Annotated in this window: 17 protein-coding genes; 13 read left to right on the forward strand and 4 right to left on the reverse strand. The window is 52.7% G+C overall.

Annotation, left to right across the window (positions count from 1 at the left end; all coding sequences use genetic code 11):
- The first annotated feature begins 65 nt into the window (after positions 1-65).
- The 6 genes from EVJ32_RS09035 to pheT all read left to right on the forward strand — a co-directional run bounded on the left by EVJ32_RS09035 (position 66) and on the right by pheT (position 6,385).
- Positions 66-320 (forward strand): hypothetical protein, encoded by a 255-nt coding sequence (locus EVJ32_RS09035; RefSeq protein ID WP_070326953.1) that lies wholly within the window; start codon positions 66-68, stop codon positions 318-320.
- Positions 321-343: 23 nt separating this feature from the next.
- Positions 344-826 carry a dUTP diphosphatase gene (locus EVJ32_RS09040; RefSeq protein ID WP_131457970.1) on the forward strand — a complete coding sequence of 161 codons (483 nt, stop codon included), beginning with the start codon at positions 344-346 and terminating at the stop codon, positions 824-826.
- Positions 827-851: 25 nt separating this feature from the next.
- A complete protein-coding gene (locus EVJ32_RS09045) occupies positions 852-1,928 on the forward strand; it encodes a M42 family metallopeptidase (RefSeq protein ID WP_131457971.1) in 1,077 nt (358 codons plus the stop codon).
- 1 nt (position 1,929) lies between these two features.
- Positions 1,930-2,676, forward strand: coding sequence for a TrmH family RNA methyltransferase (locus EVJ32_RS09050; protein ID WP_131457972.1), 747 nt, complete (start codon positions 1,930-1,932; stop codon positions 2,674-2,676).
- A 298-nt stretch (positions 2,677-2,974) separates the two neighbouring features.
- Positions 2,975-3,997 (forward strand): phenylalanine--tRNA ligase subunit alpha, encoded by a 1,023-nt coding sequence (pheS, locus tag EVJ32_RS09055; RefSeq protein WP_131457973.1) that lies wholly within the window; start codon positions 2,975-2,977, stop codon positions 3,995-3,997.
- A gap of 12 nt (positions 3,998-4,009) precedes the next feature.
- Positions 4,010-6,385: a phenylalanine--tRNA ligase subunit beta gene (pheT, locus tag EVJ32_RS09060; RefSeq protein WP_131457974.1), complete on the forward strand. Its 2,376-nt coding sequence runs from the start codon at positions 4,010-4,012 to the stop codon at positions 6,383-6,385.
- Between the two features lie 47 nt (positions 6,386-6,432).
- Here the strand turns inward: pheT and EVJ32_RS09065 are convergent, their stop codons facing one another.
- From EVJ32_RS09065 to rnhC, 3 genes are all read right to left on the reverse strand, one after another.
- Positions 6,433-7,455 carry a PTS sugar transporter subunit IIC gene (locus EVJ32_RS09065; RefSeq protein ID WP_131458000.1) on the reverse strand — a complete coding sequence of 341 codons (1,023 nt, stop codon included), beginning with the start codon at positions 7,453-7,455 and terminating at the stop codon, positions 6,433-6,435.
- A 343-nt stretch (positions 7,456-7,798) separates the two neighbouring features.
- A complete protein-coding gene (locus EVJ32_RS09070; RefSeq protein ID WP_071397801.1) occupies positions 7,799-8,611 on the reverse strand; it encodes an alpha/beta fold hydrolase in 813 nt (270 codons plus the stop codon).
- A 72-nt stretch (positions 8,612-8,683) separates the two neighbouring features.
- Positions 8,684-9,595: a ribonuclease HIII gene (rnhC, locus tag EVJ32_RS09075; RefSeq protein WP_131457975.1), complete on the reverse strand. Its 912-nt coding sequence runs from the start codon at positions 9,593-9,595 to the stop codon at positions 8,684-8,686.
- A gap of 123 nt (positions 9,596-9,718) precedes the next feature.
- Between rnhC and EVJ32_RS09080 the strand changes: the two genes are divergently transcribed.
- From EVJ32_RS09080 to EVJ32_RS09110, 7 genes are all read left to right on the forward strand, one after another.
- Positions 9,719-10,120: a hypothetical protein gene (locus EVJ32_RS09080; RefSeq protein ID WP_070326962.1), complete on the forward strand. Its 402-nt coding sequence runs from the start codon at positions 9,719-9,721 to the stop codon at positions 10,118-10,120.
- Entirely contained in the window at positions 10,120-10,641 is a 522-nt protein-coding gene (locus tag EVJ32_RS09085; RefSeq protein ID WP_131457976.1) for an NfeD family membrane protein, read from the forward strand. The genes EVJ32_RS09080 and EVJ32_RS09085 overlap by 1 nt, the downstream gene beginning before the upstream one ends.
- A gap of 3 nt (positions 10,642-10,644) precedes the next feature.
- The gene (locus tag EVJ32_RS09090) at positions 10,645-12,165 is read left to right on the forward strand and encodes a flotillin lipid rafts scaffold protein FloT (protein ID WP_070326964.1); all 1,521 of its coding nucleotides are present in this window, start codon (positions 10,645-10,647) and stop codon (positions 12,163-12,165) included.
- Between the two features lie 156 nt (positions 12,166-12,321).
- Positions 12,322-13,293: a BMP family lipoprotein gene (locus tag EVJ32_RS09095; protein WP_131457977.1), complete on the forward strand. Its 972-nt coding sequence runs from the start codon at positions 12,322-12,324 to the stop codon at positions 13,291-13,293.
- The gene (locus EVJ32_RS09100) at positions 13,290-14,933 is read left to right on the forward strand and encodes a methyl-accepting chemotaxis protein (protein WP_070326966.1); all 1,644 of its coding nucleotides are present in this window, start codon (positions 13,290-13,292) and stop codon (positions 14,931-14,933) included. Before EVJ32_RS09095 ends, EVJ32_RS09100 begins: the two co-directional genes overlap by 4 nt.
- A 180-nt stretch (positions 14,934-15,113) precedes the next feature.
- Positions 15,114-15,665: a helix-hairpin-helix domain-containing protein gene (locus EVJ32_RS09105; RefSeq protein WP_070326967.1), complete on the forward strand. Its 552-nt coding sequence runs from the start codon at positions 15,114-15,116 to the stop codon at positions 15,663-15,665.
- Between the two features lies 1 nt (position 15,666).
- The gene (locus EVJ32_RS09110; RefSeq protein ID WP_131457978.1) at positions 15,667-17,808 is read left to right on the forward strand and encodes a DNA internalization-related competence protein ComEC/Rec2; all 2,142 of its coding nucleotides are present in this window, start codon (positions 15,667-15,669) and stop codon (positions 17,806-17,808) included.
- Positions 17,809-17,861: 53 nt separating this feature from the next.
- Here the strand turns inward: EVJ32_RS09110 and EVJ32_RS09115 are convergent, their stop codons facing one another.
- Positions 17,862-18,026 (reverse strand): YqzM family protein, encoded by a 165-nt coding sequence (locus tag EVJ32_RS09115; protein WP_016508105.1) that lies wholly within the window; start codon positions 18,024-18,026, stop codon positions 17,862-17,864.
- Positions 18,027-18,080: the final 54 nt, after the last annotated feature.

Genomic DNA, 18,080 nt, shown 5'->3' on the forward strand with positions numbered 1-18,080 from the left:
GACTCTATCTCGGCGCTTTCTTTTTTCTCGTAAATTTCTTAAGATGAAGATAAGGAGGACACGCTATGGATCAATCTATCTTGGCCATCGTCGCGTTGGCGCTCATCGCTTTAAACGTCTATACGTATTTTCAGGCGAAGCAGTATACGCACGGTGAAGGGAAGTTCAACGTGCTATACGCCTATGCCGGAGGAGCCATTGGAGCGTTGTTTGGACTTCATTTGACACGCCAAAAGACGGTTCATGCCCCAAAAAGCATGCAAATACAAGTATTGATTTTAGCAGTGGGCTGGTCTTTAATGATTTTAGTACTGCTTTAAGTGGAGAATAGGAGGAGCAACCGGTGAACTGGACAACATTATTTGATCGGCAACGTGAATTAGATGAGCGGATCAAACAAGAACATCAACTATCCGGCAACCAATTCGATGAACGGCTACTCGCTTTACTCGTCGAACTCGGTGAACTCGCCAATGAGACCCGAAGTTTTAAATTTTGGTCAACGAAAGGCCCGTCGCCTCAAGACGTGATCTTAGAAGAGTACGTTGACGGTATCCATTTCTTACTGTCACTCGGACTCGCCCTCGGATACGAACGGGAGTCGTTCCCGGCAGGAAGCTCGTATCTTGACGCGACTGATGCTTTTTTAGATATCTTTCGAAAAGTGACGAATTTTGGTTTGTCGAAGACAGAAGCGATGTACGAGACGCTGATGGCGGCATATCTCGAACTAGGCTATACGCTAGGTTTCAACGAGAAATTGATTCTGACGGCGTATGTATCGAAGAATGAAGTCAACCATGAGCGACAAAATCAAGGCTACTAATGGAGTCGAAAGGGAGCGATACGAGATGAATGAAACTTTACATATGCTAAAACGACTGACGGATGCGACTGGCGTTCCGGGAAACGAAGGGGAAGTCCGTTCACTCATGCGCGAGTATCTCGAGCCCCACGTCGAGGCGTTCGAACAGGATGGTCTCGGTAGTCTGTTCGGCCGTGTGACAGGGAACGGTGAGGGACCGCGTGTCATGATTGCCGGTCATATGGACGAAGTCGGCTTTATGGTCACACGCATCGAAGATAGTGGTTTCCTGCGCTTCCAAGCACTCGGTGGCTGGTGGAACCAAGTATTGCTCGCTCAACGCATGGACGTCGTCACACGCTCTGGAGAGAAAATCCCAGGCGTGATCGGTGCGAAGCCACCGCATGTCCTTCCAGCCGAAGCTCGTAAAAAACCGGTCGAGATCAAAGACATGTTCTTAGATATCGGAGCGACGTCAAAAGAACAAGTCGCCGAGTGGGGAATCCGTCCAGGTGACACGGTCGTGCCGCATTGCGAGTTCACGGTCATGAAAAATGAAGACTTCTTGATGGCGAAGGCATGGGATAACCGAATCGGATGTGCGATCGCGATTGAAGCGGCCAAACGTCTGAAAAATGATGCGCCCGGAACCGTCTTCTCGGGGGCCACGGTTCAAGAGGAAGTCGGATTGCGTGGAGCCGTCACAGCGGCAAACTTGATTAAACCGGACGTCGCGATTGCCGTGGATACGGGTATCCCAGGTGATACGCCAGGTATGACACCGGCAGAAGGTTTGTCAAAACTTGGTGAAGGCGTTCAAGTCATCTTCTTTGATGCGACGACTGTCACGAACCCGCGCCTCATCGACTTGATCGTCGAAGTCGCGAAAGCAGAAGACATTAAGTATCAGTTAGATTTGACACCGGGCGGCGGCACCGACGCCGGACGGTTCCATTTATCAGGAGTCGGGATGCCGGCTGTCGCGCTCACGGTTCCAGTCCGTTATTTGCATACGAACGTGTCAATCATCCATAAAGCCGATTATGAAGCGGCCATCGATTTAGTCGTGGCGCTCACCAAGCGGTTGGATAACGAAACGGTTCAATGGTTGAAAGAGGGATAATATGACGAAAATCACGTCTACGAAAAGCGAGACGATTAAGCGTTTGAAGCGCTTGATGACGAAAAAAGGCAGACAAGAGTCTGGGCAATTTTTAGTTGAAGGTGAACACTTGGTCGACGAAGCGATCCGGGCCGGACGACTCGTCCAATTGATTATGGGCGAATCCTATCGTCCGAAAAGTTCATGGCGTCTAGATGAGATGCTGGTGCTCGAACTGTCCGACCATGTCGCCGATCTGTTATCAGAAACAGAGAAGACGCAAGGGGTGTTCGCTGTCGTCAAGATGACGCCGGTCGAACGCAAGATGAAGCATGTGCTCGTCCTTGACCGCATTCAAGATCCGGGTAACCTCGGGACGATGATTCGGACAGCAGACGCAGCCGGATTTGATACCGTGTTTCTCGGCAAAGGTACGGTCGACCCGTTCAATGCCAAAGTCGTACGGGCGACGCAAGGATCGTTGTTCCATGTGAACATTCAATCGGTCGACTTGCTCGACACGTTGCCGGAACTGAAAAGTTTAGGGTTTCACGTCTATGGGACGGCACTCTCGAATGCGAAGTCATACGACCAAGTCGCGTTCAACGATCAAATCGCGCTTGTCATCGGGAATGAAGCACAAGGCGTCCATGACGACGTGCTCGCCCTTTGTGACACACGTGTCCACATTCCTGTAATCGGAGAAGCCGAGTCATTGAACGCGGCAGTCGCCGCCGGCATTCTCATGTATCGCATCGCGCTACAATAACCTTGTCACCGCTTGAGAATCGTGATAATTTAGAAACATCGAACAATATAGGTAAGACGTTGAAAGAGCATAGTACGCGAACCCCCGAACGAGCACAGGGAGCATCGGCCTAGATTGAGAGCCGATGCCGAGGTCGGCGCTGAATTCACTCTGGAGTCGTGTTGGAGACAACACCGAACTGGCATCCCGATACCGATGCTCTCAAGTGGGCCTGATCGGCCAAGTAGGGTGGTACCGCGTTTATTCGTCCCTTCAGTCATCGACTGAAGGGACTTTTTTTGTAGAGGAGGAAACATTGATGAAAGAACAGTTAGAACAATTACAACGTGAGGCACTTCAAGAAATTGAAACGGCGTCATCACAAAAAACGTTGAATGACGTCCGGATTAAGTATTTAGGTAAAAAAGGCCCGATGACCGAAGTATTGCGCGGGATGGGCAAGTTGTCCGCCGAAGAGCGCCCGGTCGTCGGTGAACTCGCCAACACGGTGCGAACGACGATTCAAGAGGTGTTAGAGGCACGGATCGAGGACGTGAAGGCGGTCGAGCTCGAAGCGAAACTCGCAGCCGAGACGATCGACGTCACGCTCCCTGGTCGAACGGCACTTCCGGGACATAGCCACTTGCTGCAACAAATCGTCGACGAGATGGAAGACTTGTTCGTCGGTCTCGGGTATACGATTGCCGAAGGCCCGGAAGTCGAAACCGATCTGTACAACTTTGAAATGCTGAACTTGCCGAAAGATCATCCGGCACGTGACATGCAGGACTCGTTCTACATCACGGACGAGACGCTGCTGCGGACGCATACGTCGCCGGTGCAAGCACGGACGATGCTCGATGCGGACGGGAAACCGATTCGCATCATTTGTCCGGGCAAAGTGTACCGTCGCGACGAAGATGATGCGACCCATTCACACCAGTTCATGCAAATCGAGGGACTTGTCGTCGATGAGCATATCTCGATGGCCGACTTGAAAGGCACGCTTGAAGTGTTCGTCAAGCAACTGTTCGGTGAGACACGAGAAATCCGGCTTCGTCCAAGTTTCTTCCCGTTCACAGAGCCGTCCGTTGAAGTCGATATCTCATGCTTCAAGTGTGGCGGCAAAGGCTGTAACGTCTGTAAAGGGACAGGGTGGATTGAAATTCTTGGAGGCGGGATGGTCCATCCGCGCGTCCTCGAGATGGCGGGCTACGACGCGACGAAAATGTCTGGCTTTGCTTTCGGGATCGGTGTCGAACGGATGGCGATGCTCAAACACGGTGTCGATGATATTCGTCACTTCTATACAAACGACTTACGTTTCATCGAGCAATTCTAAGGAGGATCATACATGTTATTATCGAAAAAATGGTTGAACCAATATATCGACGTCTCAGACTTGAGCGGGCAAGCGTTAGGCGATTTGATCACGAAAAACGGGATTGAAGTCGAGAGTGTGACAGACCGCTCTGAAGGATTGAAAGGTCTTGTCGTCGGACACGTCCTCTCATGCGCGAAACATCCAGAGGCGGACAAGTTGAGCGTGACGACGGTCGACGTCGGTGACGACAGCCCTGTCCAAATCGTCTGTGGTGCACCGAACGTCGCGGCCGGACAACATGTCATCGTCGCAAAAGTCGGCGCAAGACTACCTGGCCTTAAAATCAAAAAAGCAAAACTTCGTGGCGTCGAGTCGCAAGGCATGATCTGTTCGCTCGAAGAACTCGGTTTCGAGAAAAAACAGATTCGCGAAGACGAACAGGACGGCATCCATACGTTCCGGGAAGAAGTTGAAGTCGGAGCGGACGTCATCAGCTTGCTCGATCTCGATGACGAAGTGATTGAACTCGGATTGACGCCGAACCGTTCGGACTGCCTTAGCCTATACGGCATCATTCATGAAGTCGCGGCGATTTTAGAACGCCCGTATACGTTGCCAGCAGCCGATGTCGAAACGGATACACCGAACGACGTGTCTGTTCGACTCGAGACAGACAACTGCACATACTACGCGACGCGACGCGTCGACGGGGTAACGATTGGCGAGTCGCCACAGTGGTTAAAAAACGTCTTGATCGCGGAAGGTGTGCGCCCGATCAATAACGTGGTCGATGTGACGAACTACGTCATGCTCGAACTCGGTCAACCGCTCCATGCGTTTGACACGTCTAAGCTCGGCCGTACCATTTTGGTTCGCCAAGCCCAGGACGGAGAAGAAATCGTCACACTTGACGATGCGACGCGCACACTCGACTCATCGATGATGGTCATTACCGATGGACAACATCCGGTCGCGATCGCTGGAGTGATGGGCGGAGCGAATACCGAAGTCGACGCGACGACGACGAGCATCATCCTGGAGTCGGCTTATTTCACGCCGGCCTCGGTCCGGAAGACGAGCCGAACGCTTGGTCTTCGTTCCGATTCAAGCGCCCGTTTCGAAAAAGGAGTCGATCCGGAACGTTTACTCCTCGCGCTTGACCGTGCCGCTGCGCTGATCGTCAACGTGAGCGGCGGGACAATCAGTGAACCCGTCATCGCTGGAAGCAAAGCGTCCGACGCCCGCACGATTGACGTGTCAATCGATTATATTAACCATCGACTCGGGATGGATCTCGACCAGACGACGATCAAACAGATTCTAAAGCGGCTCGGGTTAGACGTGACAGGAGACGAAGCGTTGACGGTTCACGTCCCGTCGCGGCGACCGGACCTAGAAGTGCCGGCTGATATTACGGAAGAAGTGGCGCGACTATACGGATACGACAGCCTTCCGTCGACGCTCCCAGCATCGCAGTCGAAAGGCTACCTGCCAAAAGACAACGTACTTCGTCGTCAAGTGCGCCGCGTCCTTCAAGGAACGGGCTTGTCACAAGCGATCACTTACTCGCTCACGAGCGAGCTTCATGCGTCACGGTTCGACGGCGAGGGAGCGACGACTGTCCGACTCGCCATGCCGATGAGCGAGGAGCGTTCGGTGCTACGGACGTCACTCGTTCCGGGATTGCTTGAAGCGGCCCGTTATAACACGGCGCGTCAACAAGCGAACGTCCGTCTATTTGAGACAGGACGTGTGTACGTAGAGCACGGAGAGACGTTACCACGCGAAACGGAACGCGTCGCGGGCGTAGTGACAGGACTTTGGTACGATCACCGCTCGCAAGGAACACGCGTCCCGGTCGACTACTTCGTCGCGAAAGGCATCGTCGATACACTCATGCGCTCGCAACGCATCGACGTGACATATGAAGCGGCCGTCATTTCAGACATGCACCCTGGCCGCACGGCGAACGTTCTCATCGCAGGGAACGTCGTCGGATACGTCGGACAAGTCCATCCGGCCGTGTCGAAAGACGCATACGGCTTGAAAGAAGTGTACGTCTTCGAGCTCGACCTTGGCGCATTGAAGTCTGAAGCGATGCTCGTCTATCAAGACGTACCACGTTCCCCATCGATTTCGCGAGATCTTGCGCTCGTGTTGAAGCGTGACATTCCGGCCGGTCAAGTCGAGGCGACGATCAGACAGGCGGCTGGTCCGCTCTTGATCGAGCTCGCTCTGTTCGACGTCTACACGGGCGATAACGTCGGTGAAACGGAGAAGTCGATTGCCTTCTCGCTCAAATATCAAGATCCGACGCGTACACTTCTTGATGAGGAAGTGACAGCGTCGTATGATGCAATCATCGAAGCAGTCAAAATCGAATATGGCGCAGAAGTACGCGCTTAACAGACAACAGCGATTCCCTTTATTGTGGGAATCGCTGTTTTTAGAATTCATTGAACTTCAAGCGCCAAGTCACCGAACTTCGTCCAACCGACGAGGCAAGTCACTTTATAAAGAAGGAATGTGATGACAGCCGGTAGGATGACGCCGGTGCCGACGAAGATGAGAAACGCTTCCATGCCCTGTGCGGCAAGGATATTGAGCGGGGCGATCATTGAGTTCAAGCCGAGCCCGGCAATCTCATATGGTACCTCGAGTGAGAACCAAAGCGTCGCGATCGGAGCGCTGATCATCGCGGCGATGAACGGTGGCATGACGACCCGTGGATTTTTGACGACGTTCGGGAACTGGACTTTCGGTGTGACGAAAAACGATGCGACTAAGCCACCTGGGTCGGTTTGGCGATAAGCCATGAGCGTGAAGCCGACGAATTGAGCGGTACAGCCGATCAAGGCGGCGGCACTCGCGACCGGGTCGAGCTGAAGCGCGATCGCAAGCGCGGCTGATGAGGCAGGTGACATGAGCATGACACTGAAGACGAGAGCGATGACGAGTGACGTTGCGATCGGTGATGTGTTGACCGACGAAGTGATGCTCGCGCTGATCGAGTTGATGAGCGGTGTCGTGACGGCAGCGGCACCGACACCGACGATGCCTCCGCCGAGCACGGCCGTGACCGGGACGACCATCATATCGAACTTCGTCTTACCGAGGACGCGTTTGCCTAACCAGACGGCCGCCGCTGCGGCAATCAAGGCACTGATCGGTTGACCGGGGACGAGGACAAGCCCGCTCTCCGTCGCTTGAAGAGCCGCACCCCCGACGGTCGCCGCAATCATCGAACTGAATAAGATGAGGGTGTTGCCGCCGAGCTGATAGGCGACTCCGGCACCGAGCGCCGGGGCGAGTAGTGACTTCGCGACTTGTCCGATCAAGACGAGCGTCTCGATTCCGGCCATCTTACCGATCGTTTCAATCAAGAGTCCGACCCCGAGTGTGACCAAGACGGCGCTAGCCATCCCTGCTGATATTTTAATCATCCGATCCATTGCGTACTGTTTCACTTCCATCATCTCCTCTGTGTATCGATCCAATAAAAAAACCTATCCTGATTGGATAGGCGCGTCGGTCATACCATGAGCGCCTCGTCCGAAACCATCGAAACAAGGGCCCAAAAATTCGTCTCGGTCAGCGAGTCGATTTTTCAGTCCCTCAGTCGAATAATAATCAGTAGGCCGTTATGTAATGGTGTACGCATCGTCGCCAGCTCCTCTGTTCAAGATTTGTCTAAGAGTAACACGATATTTTTCAATAATCAATATTTTCTGAAAACTTTCCGGAAAATATTTTTTCCACAGACAAAAACAGAGACCCGCTTCCGGTTAAGGAAGTGAGTCTCTGTTGAAAGGTATAGACTTAAGACGTACTGGCTGCCAGTAAACCGACTTGTTGATCGATGAAGTCCATTGAAATGGAATTGAACGTATCGGGTTGATCGACGTTGACGACATGCCCCGAATCGTGGACGACTTGGACGTGTGCCGTCGGTTGATGCTTCGCCGTTCGTTCGACGGCCTCAAGGAACATGTAATCCTCGTCGCCCATAATGTAGAGGATGGGGACGGATGTTTGGATTGAAGTGAAGTGACGCAGCAACGGATTCATGTTTTCCGTCATCTTGAACCAACGGATGAACTCGCGTTGGCACAAATTCGCCGCGTCGCGCACGAACATCATCCGCGATTTTTTATGCCGTTTCTTCGGCAACAAGATCCAAGCGAATAGTTGATACAGCCACATGTAAGGCACGAAGCTTTGCATGAGGCTGCCGAGCCGGATGAGCAATGTCGAGCGGACGTTGAACTTGACGATCGCACCACCTAAGACGACAGAGGCGATGCGGTCGGGGTGATGCTCGAACATCGCTTGGATGACGATCGTCCCGAGCGATAGCCCGACCATATGGCCTTTTTCAATATTTAAATGGTTCATCACTTCGACGACGTCTTCGACGACGACATCGAGTGTGTAGGCGTTGAGTGGTTGATTCAAAGATTGTTCTTCGTTATATGAGCCGCCATGACCGCGGAGGTCGAGCAGCAAGACGTTATATTTCTTTCGAAATGGACGAATTTGACGATACCAGTGAGATAGACTCCCGCCTGCGCCATGTATGAAGATGACCCAAGGATGGTCGTCGCTTAATGTGTACGTTTTATAATGCAACATGAACGCTATCCCCCAAAAGTTTTTAAGTTCATTGAACCATAAAATAAATATAACATATCTTTGAAGTGAGAACTATCGTTTCTGCTCGCACAAACGCATCGCTTTTTTCGTGTTCGCGAAGTGAACTTTAGCGATATCGTTCAAACGTTCTTGACCGTAGCGAAGGATCAAGGTCGCGGCCACTTGATCGACTTTCGCTCCGGCCCCTTTCGGTAACGTGACACCGAGTGTCGCGCTCAATTTGTCCATCTCTTTCAAGAAAAAAGCGCGGGCGAGGATCGAGGCGGCGGCGACGGCGACGTGGAGACCTTCCGCTTTCGTCGAGAAGTAGACATCGTCTTTGACGATATCGGTCTCAGAACTCAAATGTTTGTAGTAGACGGCTTTTTCGGCGAACTGGTCGATTAGAATCGCTTCTGGCGTCTCGTCTAACTTTTTCAAGAGCGCCGATAACGCCGCGTTATGGGCGATTGCGGTCATCTTCCCTTGCGTCATCGTCCGTTGCATTTTATTGTACGTCGGGTTGTGCAGTGTCGCTTTTTGGTAGGGAATCGTGACGTGCAAGTCTTTAGCGATGCGTAAAATATCTTTATCGGTAAGTAATTTAGAATCTTTGACACCGAGTTCTTTGACGAGGGCAATCTTTTCCTTCGGGACGTAGGCGGCAACAACGACGAGCGGACCGAAATAATCACCTTTCCCGACTTCATCGCTCCCGATGACGGACCAATCGGAAAAACCGGCCGGTAACGTATGTTTTGGAACGGACGTTTCCTTTTTGATGGAATCTCCCCATTTGGCCGCCTCTTCATCCGCAGCCCGACCTTGAAACATGACTTTTCCCGAATTGTACACGGTGACCACACAGTGGGGCGTCTTGGCACTGAAGCGAGCGTGTGGTGGCGGATTGACCGCGTGAGCGCGATAGCTCTGGATTAATTGTTCTTGAGCCGCGGTTGATAATTTGATGACTTGATTGCCCAAAGTGAGCACTTCCTTTCTTAACGTTCGCAAATTTATCTTACATTTTTTTCGCGCATTTTGAAACCAATGATTCAATTGATACGTATGAATGAGTGAGTAGAAAAGAAGTGAGGTGAGACGGAGATGTGGTGGCGCGATGACACGGACCAAGATGAGGCAGAGTTCCTCTATAAACATATTCTCGAGCTCGAGGCCAGGATTGCCAAACTGGTTGCCCATCAAGTCAGGGTGCGTCGCCTGCTGATGCAAGAGTCGTCGGAGGCGGCGACAGAGCAGATTATTACGTTACAGGGCGAAGTCGATCACTATTTAAAACTACTGCGTCAGGAACGGCTCGAAGAGGTTGACCGGTATGATCGTTTAAACCTTGAACGAACGCTTGGTCGCGTGCGGAAGGCGGTACAGTATCCGACCCGGCCGTTATCGGAATGGGATACGATTGAACAGGCGCTCGCGCTTGAAGTCGAACATTTGCGACGTGTGCTCGCATATGAACAACAGCGCCGCACCGAGGAGGGATGGTAATGGAATCGTTAGAACAACTGTACTGGTGGGTACTCATCATTGCCGGTCTCGGCACATTTTTATACATGCTGTTCTCGGACGCGTTCGATTTCTTCGAAGGCTGGTTCAATCCGGCCGTCATCCTCTCTTTCCTGGCGCTCGGGGCAGGTATCGGGTTAATCTTGAACGCGCTCGCCCATGTGTCGCCGATGATCGGTCTCGCGGTGGCGCTCGCCGGCTCATTCGCGCTCACGACGTTACTATACTTGTTCGTCCTCCTACCGCTGTCAAATGCGGAAGAGTCGATTGGTATGACTGATGAGTCGCTCGTCGGATTGGTCGGGCGATTGACCGTCCCCGTCCCTGAAGGCGGTTACGGTGAAGTGCTCGTCGAGTCGGTCGTCGGTTCGATTTTGAAGACGGCACAAAGTATTGACGGGAAAGCGATTCCTAGTGATCGTCGAGTCGTCATCATCGAAGTACAACGAAATATCGCGGTCGTCATGGAATATGACGAACCCACTATTCGAAAGGAGCAATAATGTATGGACACAACCATTTTAGTCAGTATTATCGTCGGGGTGATTTTGCTCGCCTTGATCTTCGTGTTTGTCTTGAAATATCGTACAGTCGGACCGGATGAGGCGCTCATCGTCACCGGGAGCTACTTAGGTAAAAAGAACGTCCACAGTGACGCTTCCGGTAACCGCGTCAAAATCATTCGCGGCGGCGGGGCGTTCGTCTTGCCAGTATTCCAACAAGCGGAACCGCTCAGCTTGCTCTCGAGCAAGCTCGAAGTAACGACGCCTGAAGTGTATACCGAGCAAGGAGTCCCGGTCATGGCTGACGGGACGGCCATTATTAAAATCGGTGGCTCGATCAGTGAGATCGCGACAGCGGCCGAACAATTCCTCGGCAAACCGAAAATCGAGCGTGAGAACGAGGCGAAAGAAGTGCTCGAAGGTCACCTTCGTTCGATCCTTGGTTCGATGACGGTCGAAGAGATTTATAAAAACCGCGACAAGTTCTCGCAAGAAGTGCAACGTGTCGCCTCGCAAGATTTAGCGAAGATGGGCCTCGTCATCGTCTCGTTCACGATTAAAGACGTGCGGGATAAGAACGGATACCTCGAGTCGCTCGGGAAGCCACGGATCGCCCAAGTAAAACGTGACGCCGACATCGCCACGGCCGAAGCGGATAAAGAAACGCGCATCAAACAAGCGGAAGCGATGAAGGACGCGAGGAAAGCGGAGCTTGAACGAAACTCTGAAATCGCGGAAGCGGAAAAAGAGAACCAACTCCGCATCGCCGACTACCGCCGCGAGCAAGATGTCGCTAAAGCACGGGCTGACCAATCGTACGAGCTTGAAGAAGCCAAGGCCAAACAAGAAGTCACAGAGCAACAGATGCAAGTTCAGATCATCGAGCGTCAAAAGCAAATCGAGCTCGAAGAGAAAGAAATCATGCGTCGTGAAAAGCAATATGATTCAGAAGTGAAGAAAAAAGCCGACGCCGACCGCTATGCGATCGAACAGGCTGCGGAAGCTGATAAAGCGCGTCAAATCGCCGCAGCAGATGCCGGGAAGTACCGCATCGAGGCTGAGGCGAAAGCCGATGCTGAACGCGTCCGTCTCGCTGGTGTCGCCGAAGCCGATGCTGAACGGGCGAAAGGGGAAGCAGAGGCCGATATTATTCGTCTTACTGGTCTCGCCGAAGCCGAAGCGAAACAAAAGATTGCCGAGGCGTTCGAACAGTACGGTCAAGCCGCCATTCTCGACATGGTCGTCAAGATGCTTCCTGACTACGCGAAGCAAATTGCGGCACCGCTCGGTAACATCGACCAAATCACGGTCGTCGATACGGGGAGCGGTAAAGACGGGGGAGCCGGGAAAGTCACGGGTTACGCGACTGATTTGATGGCTTCACTGCAGCAGACGCTCAAAGCGTCGTCTGGCATCGATATGAAAGACTTGCTTGATAATTTTGCCGGAAAAGGCAACGTGCCGACCTCACCGACTGCTGAACGGAAGTTGACGGAAACGACCGTCGCGGCGTCAGAAGAATAAGTTGAATCAACAAGGCTGCAGGCAATCGTCTGCAGCCTTGTTTGTCGTGACGTCGTTCAAATTATTGCCCTAAGTTTTAAAAGGTTTGACTTCAAACCCGGTGTAAATCAGACGATACATGAGATGTCAGACCATTAGAGAGAGGAAGTACATGTTATGAACAAAACAATTATAATCGGCGCATTGACGACTTGTATCGTTTGGCTATCCGGGTGTCAGTCTGTCATCGATCAGCCCGAACAGACGGTCGAACCTCGCCAATCGATGGGTGTCGTCCTGTCTGACGTTGGTCTCGGGGACCAATCGTTCAGTGACGCTGCGATGCGTGGCATGGGGCAGTTACGAGAGACGGGAGATTGGTTCGTCGATTATCGAGAATTGGATGAGACCGAAACATACAAAGCAGGATTTGAGCAATTGGTCGAAGATGGACACGATGTGGTCGTCGGTCTCGGTTTCGCGAGTCAAACCGATCTAGAAACGGTGGCTTCAAAGCACCCAGATCAACAATTTGCCTTAGTCGACGCGGTATCGACGTTACCAAACGTCATCTCGGTCACGTTCGAAGAGACAGAAGGCAGCGCGTTGGCCGGTGCGGTCGCGGGACTTGAAACCGAGTCCGATAAAATCGGATTCATCGGAGGAGTCGACAACGAGTTGATCCAGAAATTTGGAACCGGGTTCGAGTTAGGGGCGAAAAGCGTGAACGAGGACGTCGAAATGATCGTCGACTACGCGAACGATTTCGCCTCGCCTGAGATTGGACGGAAATTGGCGGAAAAACAGATTGCCGCAGGGGCCGACGTGCTTTACGCTGCGGCTGGTCTGACCGGTGTCGGTGTACTCGAGACGGCTGAACGAAACGGGATCAAGGCGATCGGAGTCGACAGCGATCAATCGATGATCGCACCCGATGCGGTCGTCACGTCGATGTTAAAGCAAGTCGACTTGGCCATCGTCAAGATCGCGGACAGTCTTCAATCAGAAGCGATCAACGACCATATCGAACTCGGAATCGAAGAGGGCGGTATCGGGCTAGCAGCGCTGCGCCGTGTGCAATGGACCGATGAAGAGACAGAGCAGTTTGAAGCGGTTCAGAAACGGTTGCTGGAGGGGACGTTACAATGACTTTACGCAAACGCTTTATCTTCTCGACCGTATTCACGGTCTTACTCATCGTTTTGATGATGAGTTATGTATTGACGACGTTGAACCGGTTGCAGACGTACAATGAGCAATACGGAACCCAGATGATCGAGTTATCTCAACTCGAGACGTCACTTTTGCAAGAACAATCCCTTTGGACGTCGCTCGGTGAACAGATGAGTCAATCGACACTGACGCAGCTCGAGCGGATTCGTGCCACGAACACGGAGACGTTCCAAGAGATGAATCAAACCTATTTGATCGATGAGTTTTCAACTCACCTTGACCGAGCCACAGCCAAATATGAGCGCATTGGAGCAAATATTGAAACGGCTCAAGCAGGCGGCATTGCTGCCCGGATTCAAGCGGCGAAACTAGAAGGGGTCTTGAACGACGTGAACACGTTGTTGTTAAAAAACGGAACGTTTTACGAGGCGTTGCAAAAAGAAGCGGCCGACGAGACGAAGCGCCTGTTCCTCGTCTCAATCTTGTTGACGGTGTTCGTCGTCACGGTGTTAAGCCTGTACAACTTCTTCTTCGCCCGCTCGATCACACTTCCGCTCGAACGGAACGTGAAAGCAGCCGAGGCAATCGCGGCCGGGCATTTGATCACGTTGCCGGATTCAACGCGACGCGATGAGATCGGCCGACTAGAACGCGCCATGCGAGATATGACGGCGTCGCTTCAAACCGTGATTGGCTCGATCCGGGTCACGTCGGTCAAAGTGAATGAGATGACAGAGACGGCCGCCGCTGAAAATGAAGCAGTCGCGAGTACGACGTCAAACATCACGAACGCGGTCGATGAGATGGCGAACGGGGCCCAATCGATCGCGACTGAACTTCAAGAGACGCTCGAGTCGGTCGGGATCATGGCGACATCGTTCGAGACGAGCTTGAACCAGACGAAACAAACGACCGAAGAGACGACCGAGATGACGCGCGAAGTGGCGGCCGGAATCGAGACGTTGACGGATCAAGAACATATTCTACGGCGCTCGAGCGAGCGGAATCAATCGCTCGTCGAACGGATGGACCAGTTCGCGAGAAAAACAGAAGAAATCGAGAAGATGGCAAAACTTGTCGAAGACGTTGCCGCCCAAACGAATTTACTTGCCTTGAACGCCGCGATCGAAGCCGCACGAGCCGGTGAGGCCGGGCGAGGTTTTGCTGTCGTCGCGAGTGAAGTGAAGAAATTGGCTGAGGAGAGTAATGTGGCGACGCGCTCGATCTTCGGGGTCGTCCAAACGATTCGGGACGAGGTCGGCAATTTGACAGACATGGTCGAAGAGTCGAGCCACGAGCAAACGGCGCAACTTCAAGCGTTCGGACTGACGAAGCAAGCGTTCACACGCATCCATGATCGGACCGATCACGTGGCCTCGTTCGTGGGCACGATCGAACAAGAAATGGTCGCTTCGAGCCGTGAAGTCACGAACGTGTTGAAACGCGTCGAAGAAGTGAGTGGTGTGACCGAAGAATTAGCAGCCGGTAACGAAGAAGTCGCCGCCTCGATGAAAGAGCAACAGGCAAGCTTTGATCAAATCTTTGCCTTGATGCAAGAGCTAGAAGGACAAGCCGCCTCACTGGCGAGCCAAGTTCAACATTTTGAAGAGCAATGAGACAAGTTGAAAAGCAATGAGACAAGTTTCGGCTTGTCTCTTTTTTGCGTTCCGATACGTCATCGATCCGTGGGTGAACGGTCAAGCATTGCGACCGCATCTAGCAACTAGGACTTGAGCGTGAGCCGGCTATTTCTCGCATACTAATGAAGAGACATTCGTTTATGTGGGGGGAACGATATGGAGAAGTGGAAACGGTATGTCGTCGCGTTGCTCGTCATCTTGTTCGTCGGTGTCGGCTATATGTTTTATTCGAAAGAGCCGGAAACGACGATGGTCGAGGAGTTTACGACGGTGGAGGAAGCAGAGGCGGGCCCGGTGACAGAAGTTGTCGTCTACGTCACGGGAGCGGTCGAAGCGCCCGACACGTATACGATGCCGCAAGGGGCTAGAGTCGGGGACGTCTTGTCTCTCGCCGTGTTGACGGACGAAGCTGACCCTGAACAGCTGAATTTAGCCCAATTGCTCGTAGACGGCACGAAAATCACGGTACCGAAACAAGGAGAGGCCGTTGCAGTCCCGGAAACCGATACGACGAACGGCATTCACGTCAACAGTGCGACGAAAGAAGAGTTGATGACCGTCCCCGGGATCGGTCCGGCCAAAGCGGACGCTATTTTGAACTATTTGAAAGAAAACGGTCCATTTAAATCGTACGACGAGCTCGGGAACGTCAAAGGGTTCGGTGAGAAAACGCTCGAGAGCATGGAAGGCTATTTGTTGGTCCCGTGATATGCCGATCTATCCATTGATCCCGATTGGTCTATTCATTGCTTGGAAGTCCGGGGCTTTTGGTGTCGTGCTCTTGTTCGGGCTAGCCTTGTTCCTGACGTGGCGTCGGCAAGCGGTCTACACACATGTCGGTGCGATCTCACTCGTTTTCCTAGTCCTGTTACAAAGTTCTACTCCGTCGGTACAAGAGGTACATGAAGCCGGGGACTCAGTCTTCGCCATCGAGAGCCGACGCGACAACGGTCACTCGGTTCGACTCTATGGTGAATCGAACGGGATGTCTGGGGTCTTGATCGGGCGCGAAGTCGAGCTCGGGCGGCCGGGTGAGACGTGTCTCGTCACGTTCGAACCAGTCCCTTTTTCACCGCTTCGAAATACAGGAGGTTTTGACGAGGCGAAATGGGCGCACGGGGCTGGATTGTCTTTTAAAGGGAAGGATGTCCATGTCGAGCGGTGTCGACCGAGTGACGGATTAAATGGGCGCATGCTGCGCTGGAAAGAACGTCAGCTCGAACGGATCGAAGCGACGCACCGTCCGGACGTGGCGCTTTATATGGAAGCGTTACTGTTTGGTGAGAGCCGATTGCTCGACGAGGAGACATCGTTCTCCTATCGTGTGACGGGTCTGCTTCATTTACTCGTCATTTCCGGGTCCCACATCGCCTTGCTCGTGTTTATGCTCAGGTGGATGTTTCGTCCGTTGCCGCTTCATCGGGAGACGAAACTTGGCCTCGTGATCGTCTGCGTGACCGCATTCGGTTGGCTGACCGGTTTTTCGCCGCCGGTGGCACGAGCCGTGCTTGTCGCTGACGTCGTGCTCATCTTGTCGCTATGCGGTCAGACGATTCGGGACCCGGTTCGTCTGCTCAGTTGGTGTGCGGCAGCCTTGTTAGCCGTTCAACCGTACTTGCTATGGAATCTCGGATTTCAGTTGACCGTCGGTATGACCTTGTTTTTGCTTTTAACACGGTCGATATGGACGAATCTGTTCAGCGTAGCGCTTTACGCCCAATGGTTCGGCTTGATTTTTTTATGGCAAATCCAGCCGGTCATCTCAATCTTTGCTCCGGTGTACAACGTGATTGCCGGATTGTTGATTTCCTGGGCGATTCTTCCGCTCGCGCTCGTCACTTATGTGATGCCGTCGTTCGAACCGACGCTCTATCCGATTCTCGACGGGTTGAACGGGATGTTTCAGATGCATCATACGTATCGTCCGTGGGTCCCGTTGCACGACATCACATTTTGGCATGCGGTCTATTTGTTCGTTTTGCTTGGGATTGGATTGATTCTATTAGATAAGAGACGAGCGGTCGGATGGGTCATTGCTTCAGTTTCGCTGCTTGCGCTGCACGTCTGGTTAGAATGGTCGGAGGAGCCGCGGGTGACGTTTTTAGACGTCGGGCAAGGGGACGCCATCGTCGTCGAGCAAGCCGGCATCACCGGTGTCATCGATGTCGGCGGCGTGTTTCAACATCCGGATGAGCAGAAACGGTCGACGTTCGACCCGGGTGCCGATGTCGTCGTCCCTTACATATGGAAACGAGGTGAGACCCGACTTGATTTCATTTTGCTGACGCATGCCGACCATGACCATATCGGTGGGCTGACGGGCGTGCTTGATCTGATTCCGGTCGAGGAAGTATGGATCGCGGCGGAAGTGGCCGATGAAACGAAGCGGCGGGCGTTAGTCGACGAGCTCGAGCCGTATGACGTGAACGTGCGGTTGTTAGAAGCAGGAGAGCGGCCTTATCCATGGATGTGGGTCGTCACACCGGTTGATGCGGGTGAGGACGAGAACGCGAATTCAGTGTCGGTTTTTATGAAAGTCGGAGACTTGTCCTATTTATTGACGGGTGACTTACCGGAGGCGAACGAGCGGTTGATCCCGACTGTCGACGTCGATGTGTTCAAACTAGGCCATCACGGGGCCGAAACGTCTTCCGGTGCTGACTTGATCGCTCGCATCGATCCAGAGTTTGTGGTCGTCAGCGTCGGCGCCAACAATCGATACGGTCATCCTCATCCAGACACGCTCGCCCGTATTCAGGGAAGGCGGTTGTTGCGGACGGATGAGGACGGGATGGTCGTCTGTGAGCGGGGAGGGTGTCAGGGGAGCGTGAGAAGGGCAGTCAGGCCATGAAAACTATGATAAACTAAAAAGCGATTGCTCCCCCGGGGCAATCGCTTTACGACTTAAAGACTTAAGAATTTGATGAGAACACCGATTGCGAAAATCGTGAAGAAAAAGCCGAACGGGACGATGAAGCCGATTGCTGAATCGATGGCATCGTTACGTTTGCACTGCACGTCGTTCTCAAACGGGTTTTCGCTTTGCGGGCGAACCGAGTTAATATGCATAGTGAGTCCCTCCTTAAAATGGTTCCGTTCTAAGTATAGCGAATCAAAGAAGGA

The sequence above is a fragment of the Exiguobacterium sp. SH5S4 genome, assembly GCF_004337045.1.
Classification (GTDB): domain Bacteria; phylum Bacillota; class Bacilli; order Exiguobacteriales; family Exiguobacteriaceae; genus Exiguobacterium; species Exiguobacterium aurantiacum_A.

Coding starts and splice junctions, on each gene's coding strand:
- EVJ32_RS09115 (WP_016508105.1), bottom strand. CDS start 18,026: ATGCATATTAACTCGGTTCGCCCGCAAAGCGAAAACCCGTTTGAGAAC.
- EVJ32_RS09070 (WP_071397801.1), bottom strand. CDS start 8,611: ATGTTGCATTATAAAACGTACACATTAAGCGACGACCATCCTTGGGTC.
- EVJ32_RS09065 (WP_131458000.1), bottom strand. CDS start 7,455: ATGATGGAAGTGAAACAGTACGCAATGGATCGGATGATTAAAATATCA.
- EVJ32_RS09035 (WP_070326953.1), top strand. CDS start 66: ATGGATCAATCTATCTTGGCCATCGTCGCGTTGGCGCTCATCGCTTTA.
- pheT (WP_131457974.1), top strand. CDS start 4,010: ATGTTATTATCGAAAAAATGGTTGAACCAATATATCGACGTCTCAGAC.
- EVJ32_RS09080 (WP_070326962.1), top strand. CDS start 9,719: ATGTGGTGGCGCGATGACACGGACCAAGATGAGGCAGAGTTCCTCTAT.
- EVJ32_RS09045 (WP_131457971.1), top strand. CDS start 852: ATGAATGAAACTTTACATATGCTAAAACGACTGACGGATGCGACTGGC.
- EVJ32_RS09100 (WP_070326966.1), top strand. CDS start 13,290: ATGACTTTACGCAAACGCTTTATCTTCTCGACCGTATTCACGGTCTTA.
- EVJ32_RS09095 (WP_131457977.1), top strand. CDS start 12,322: ATGAACAAAACAATTATAATCGGCGCATTGACGACTTGTATCGTTTGG.
- EVJ32_RS09050 (WP_131457972.1), top strand. CDS start 1,930: ATGACGAAAATCACGTCTACGAAAAGCGAGACGATTAAGCGTTTGAAG.
- EVJ32_RS09105 (WP_070326967.1), top strand. CDS start 15,114: ATGGAGAAGTGGAAACGGTATGTCGTCGCGTTGCTCGTCATCTTGTTC.
- EVJ32_RS09110 (WP_131457978.1), top strand. CDS start 15,667: ATGCCGATCTATCCATTGATCCCGATTGGTCTATTCATTGCTTGGAAG.
- EVJ32_RS09085 (WP_131457976.1), top strand. CDS start 10,120: ATGGAATCGTTAGAACAACTGTACTGGTGGGTACTCATCATTGCCGGT.
- pheS (WP_131457973.1), top strand. CDS start 2,975: ATGAAAGAACAGTTAGAACAATTACAACGTGAGGCACTTCAAGAAATT.
- EVJ32_RS09090 (WP_070326964.1), top strand. CDS start 10,645: ATGGACACAACCATTTTAGTCAGTATTATCGTCGGGGTGATTTTGCTC.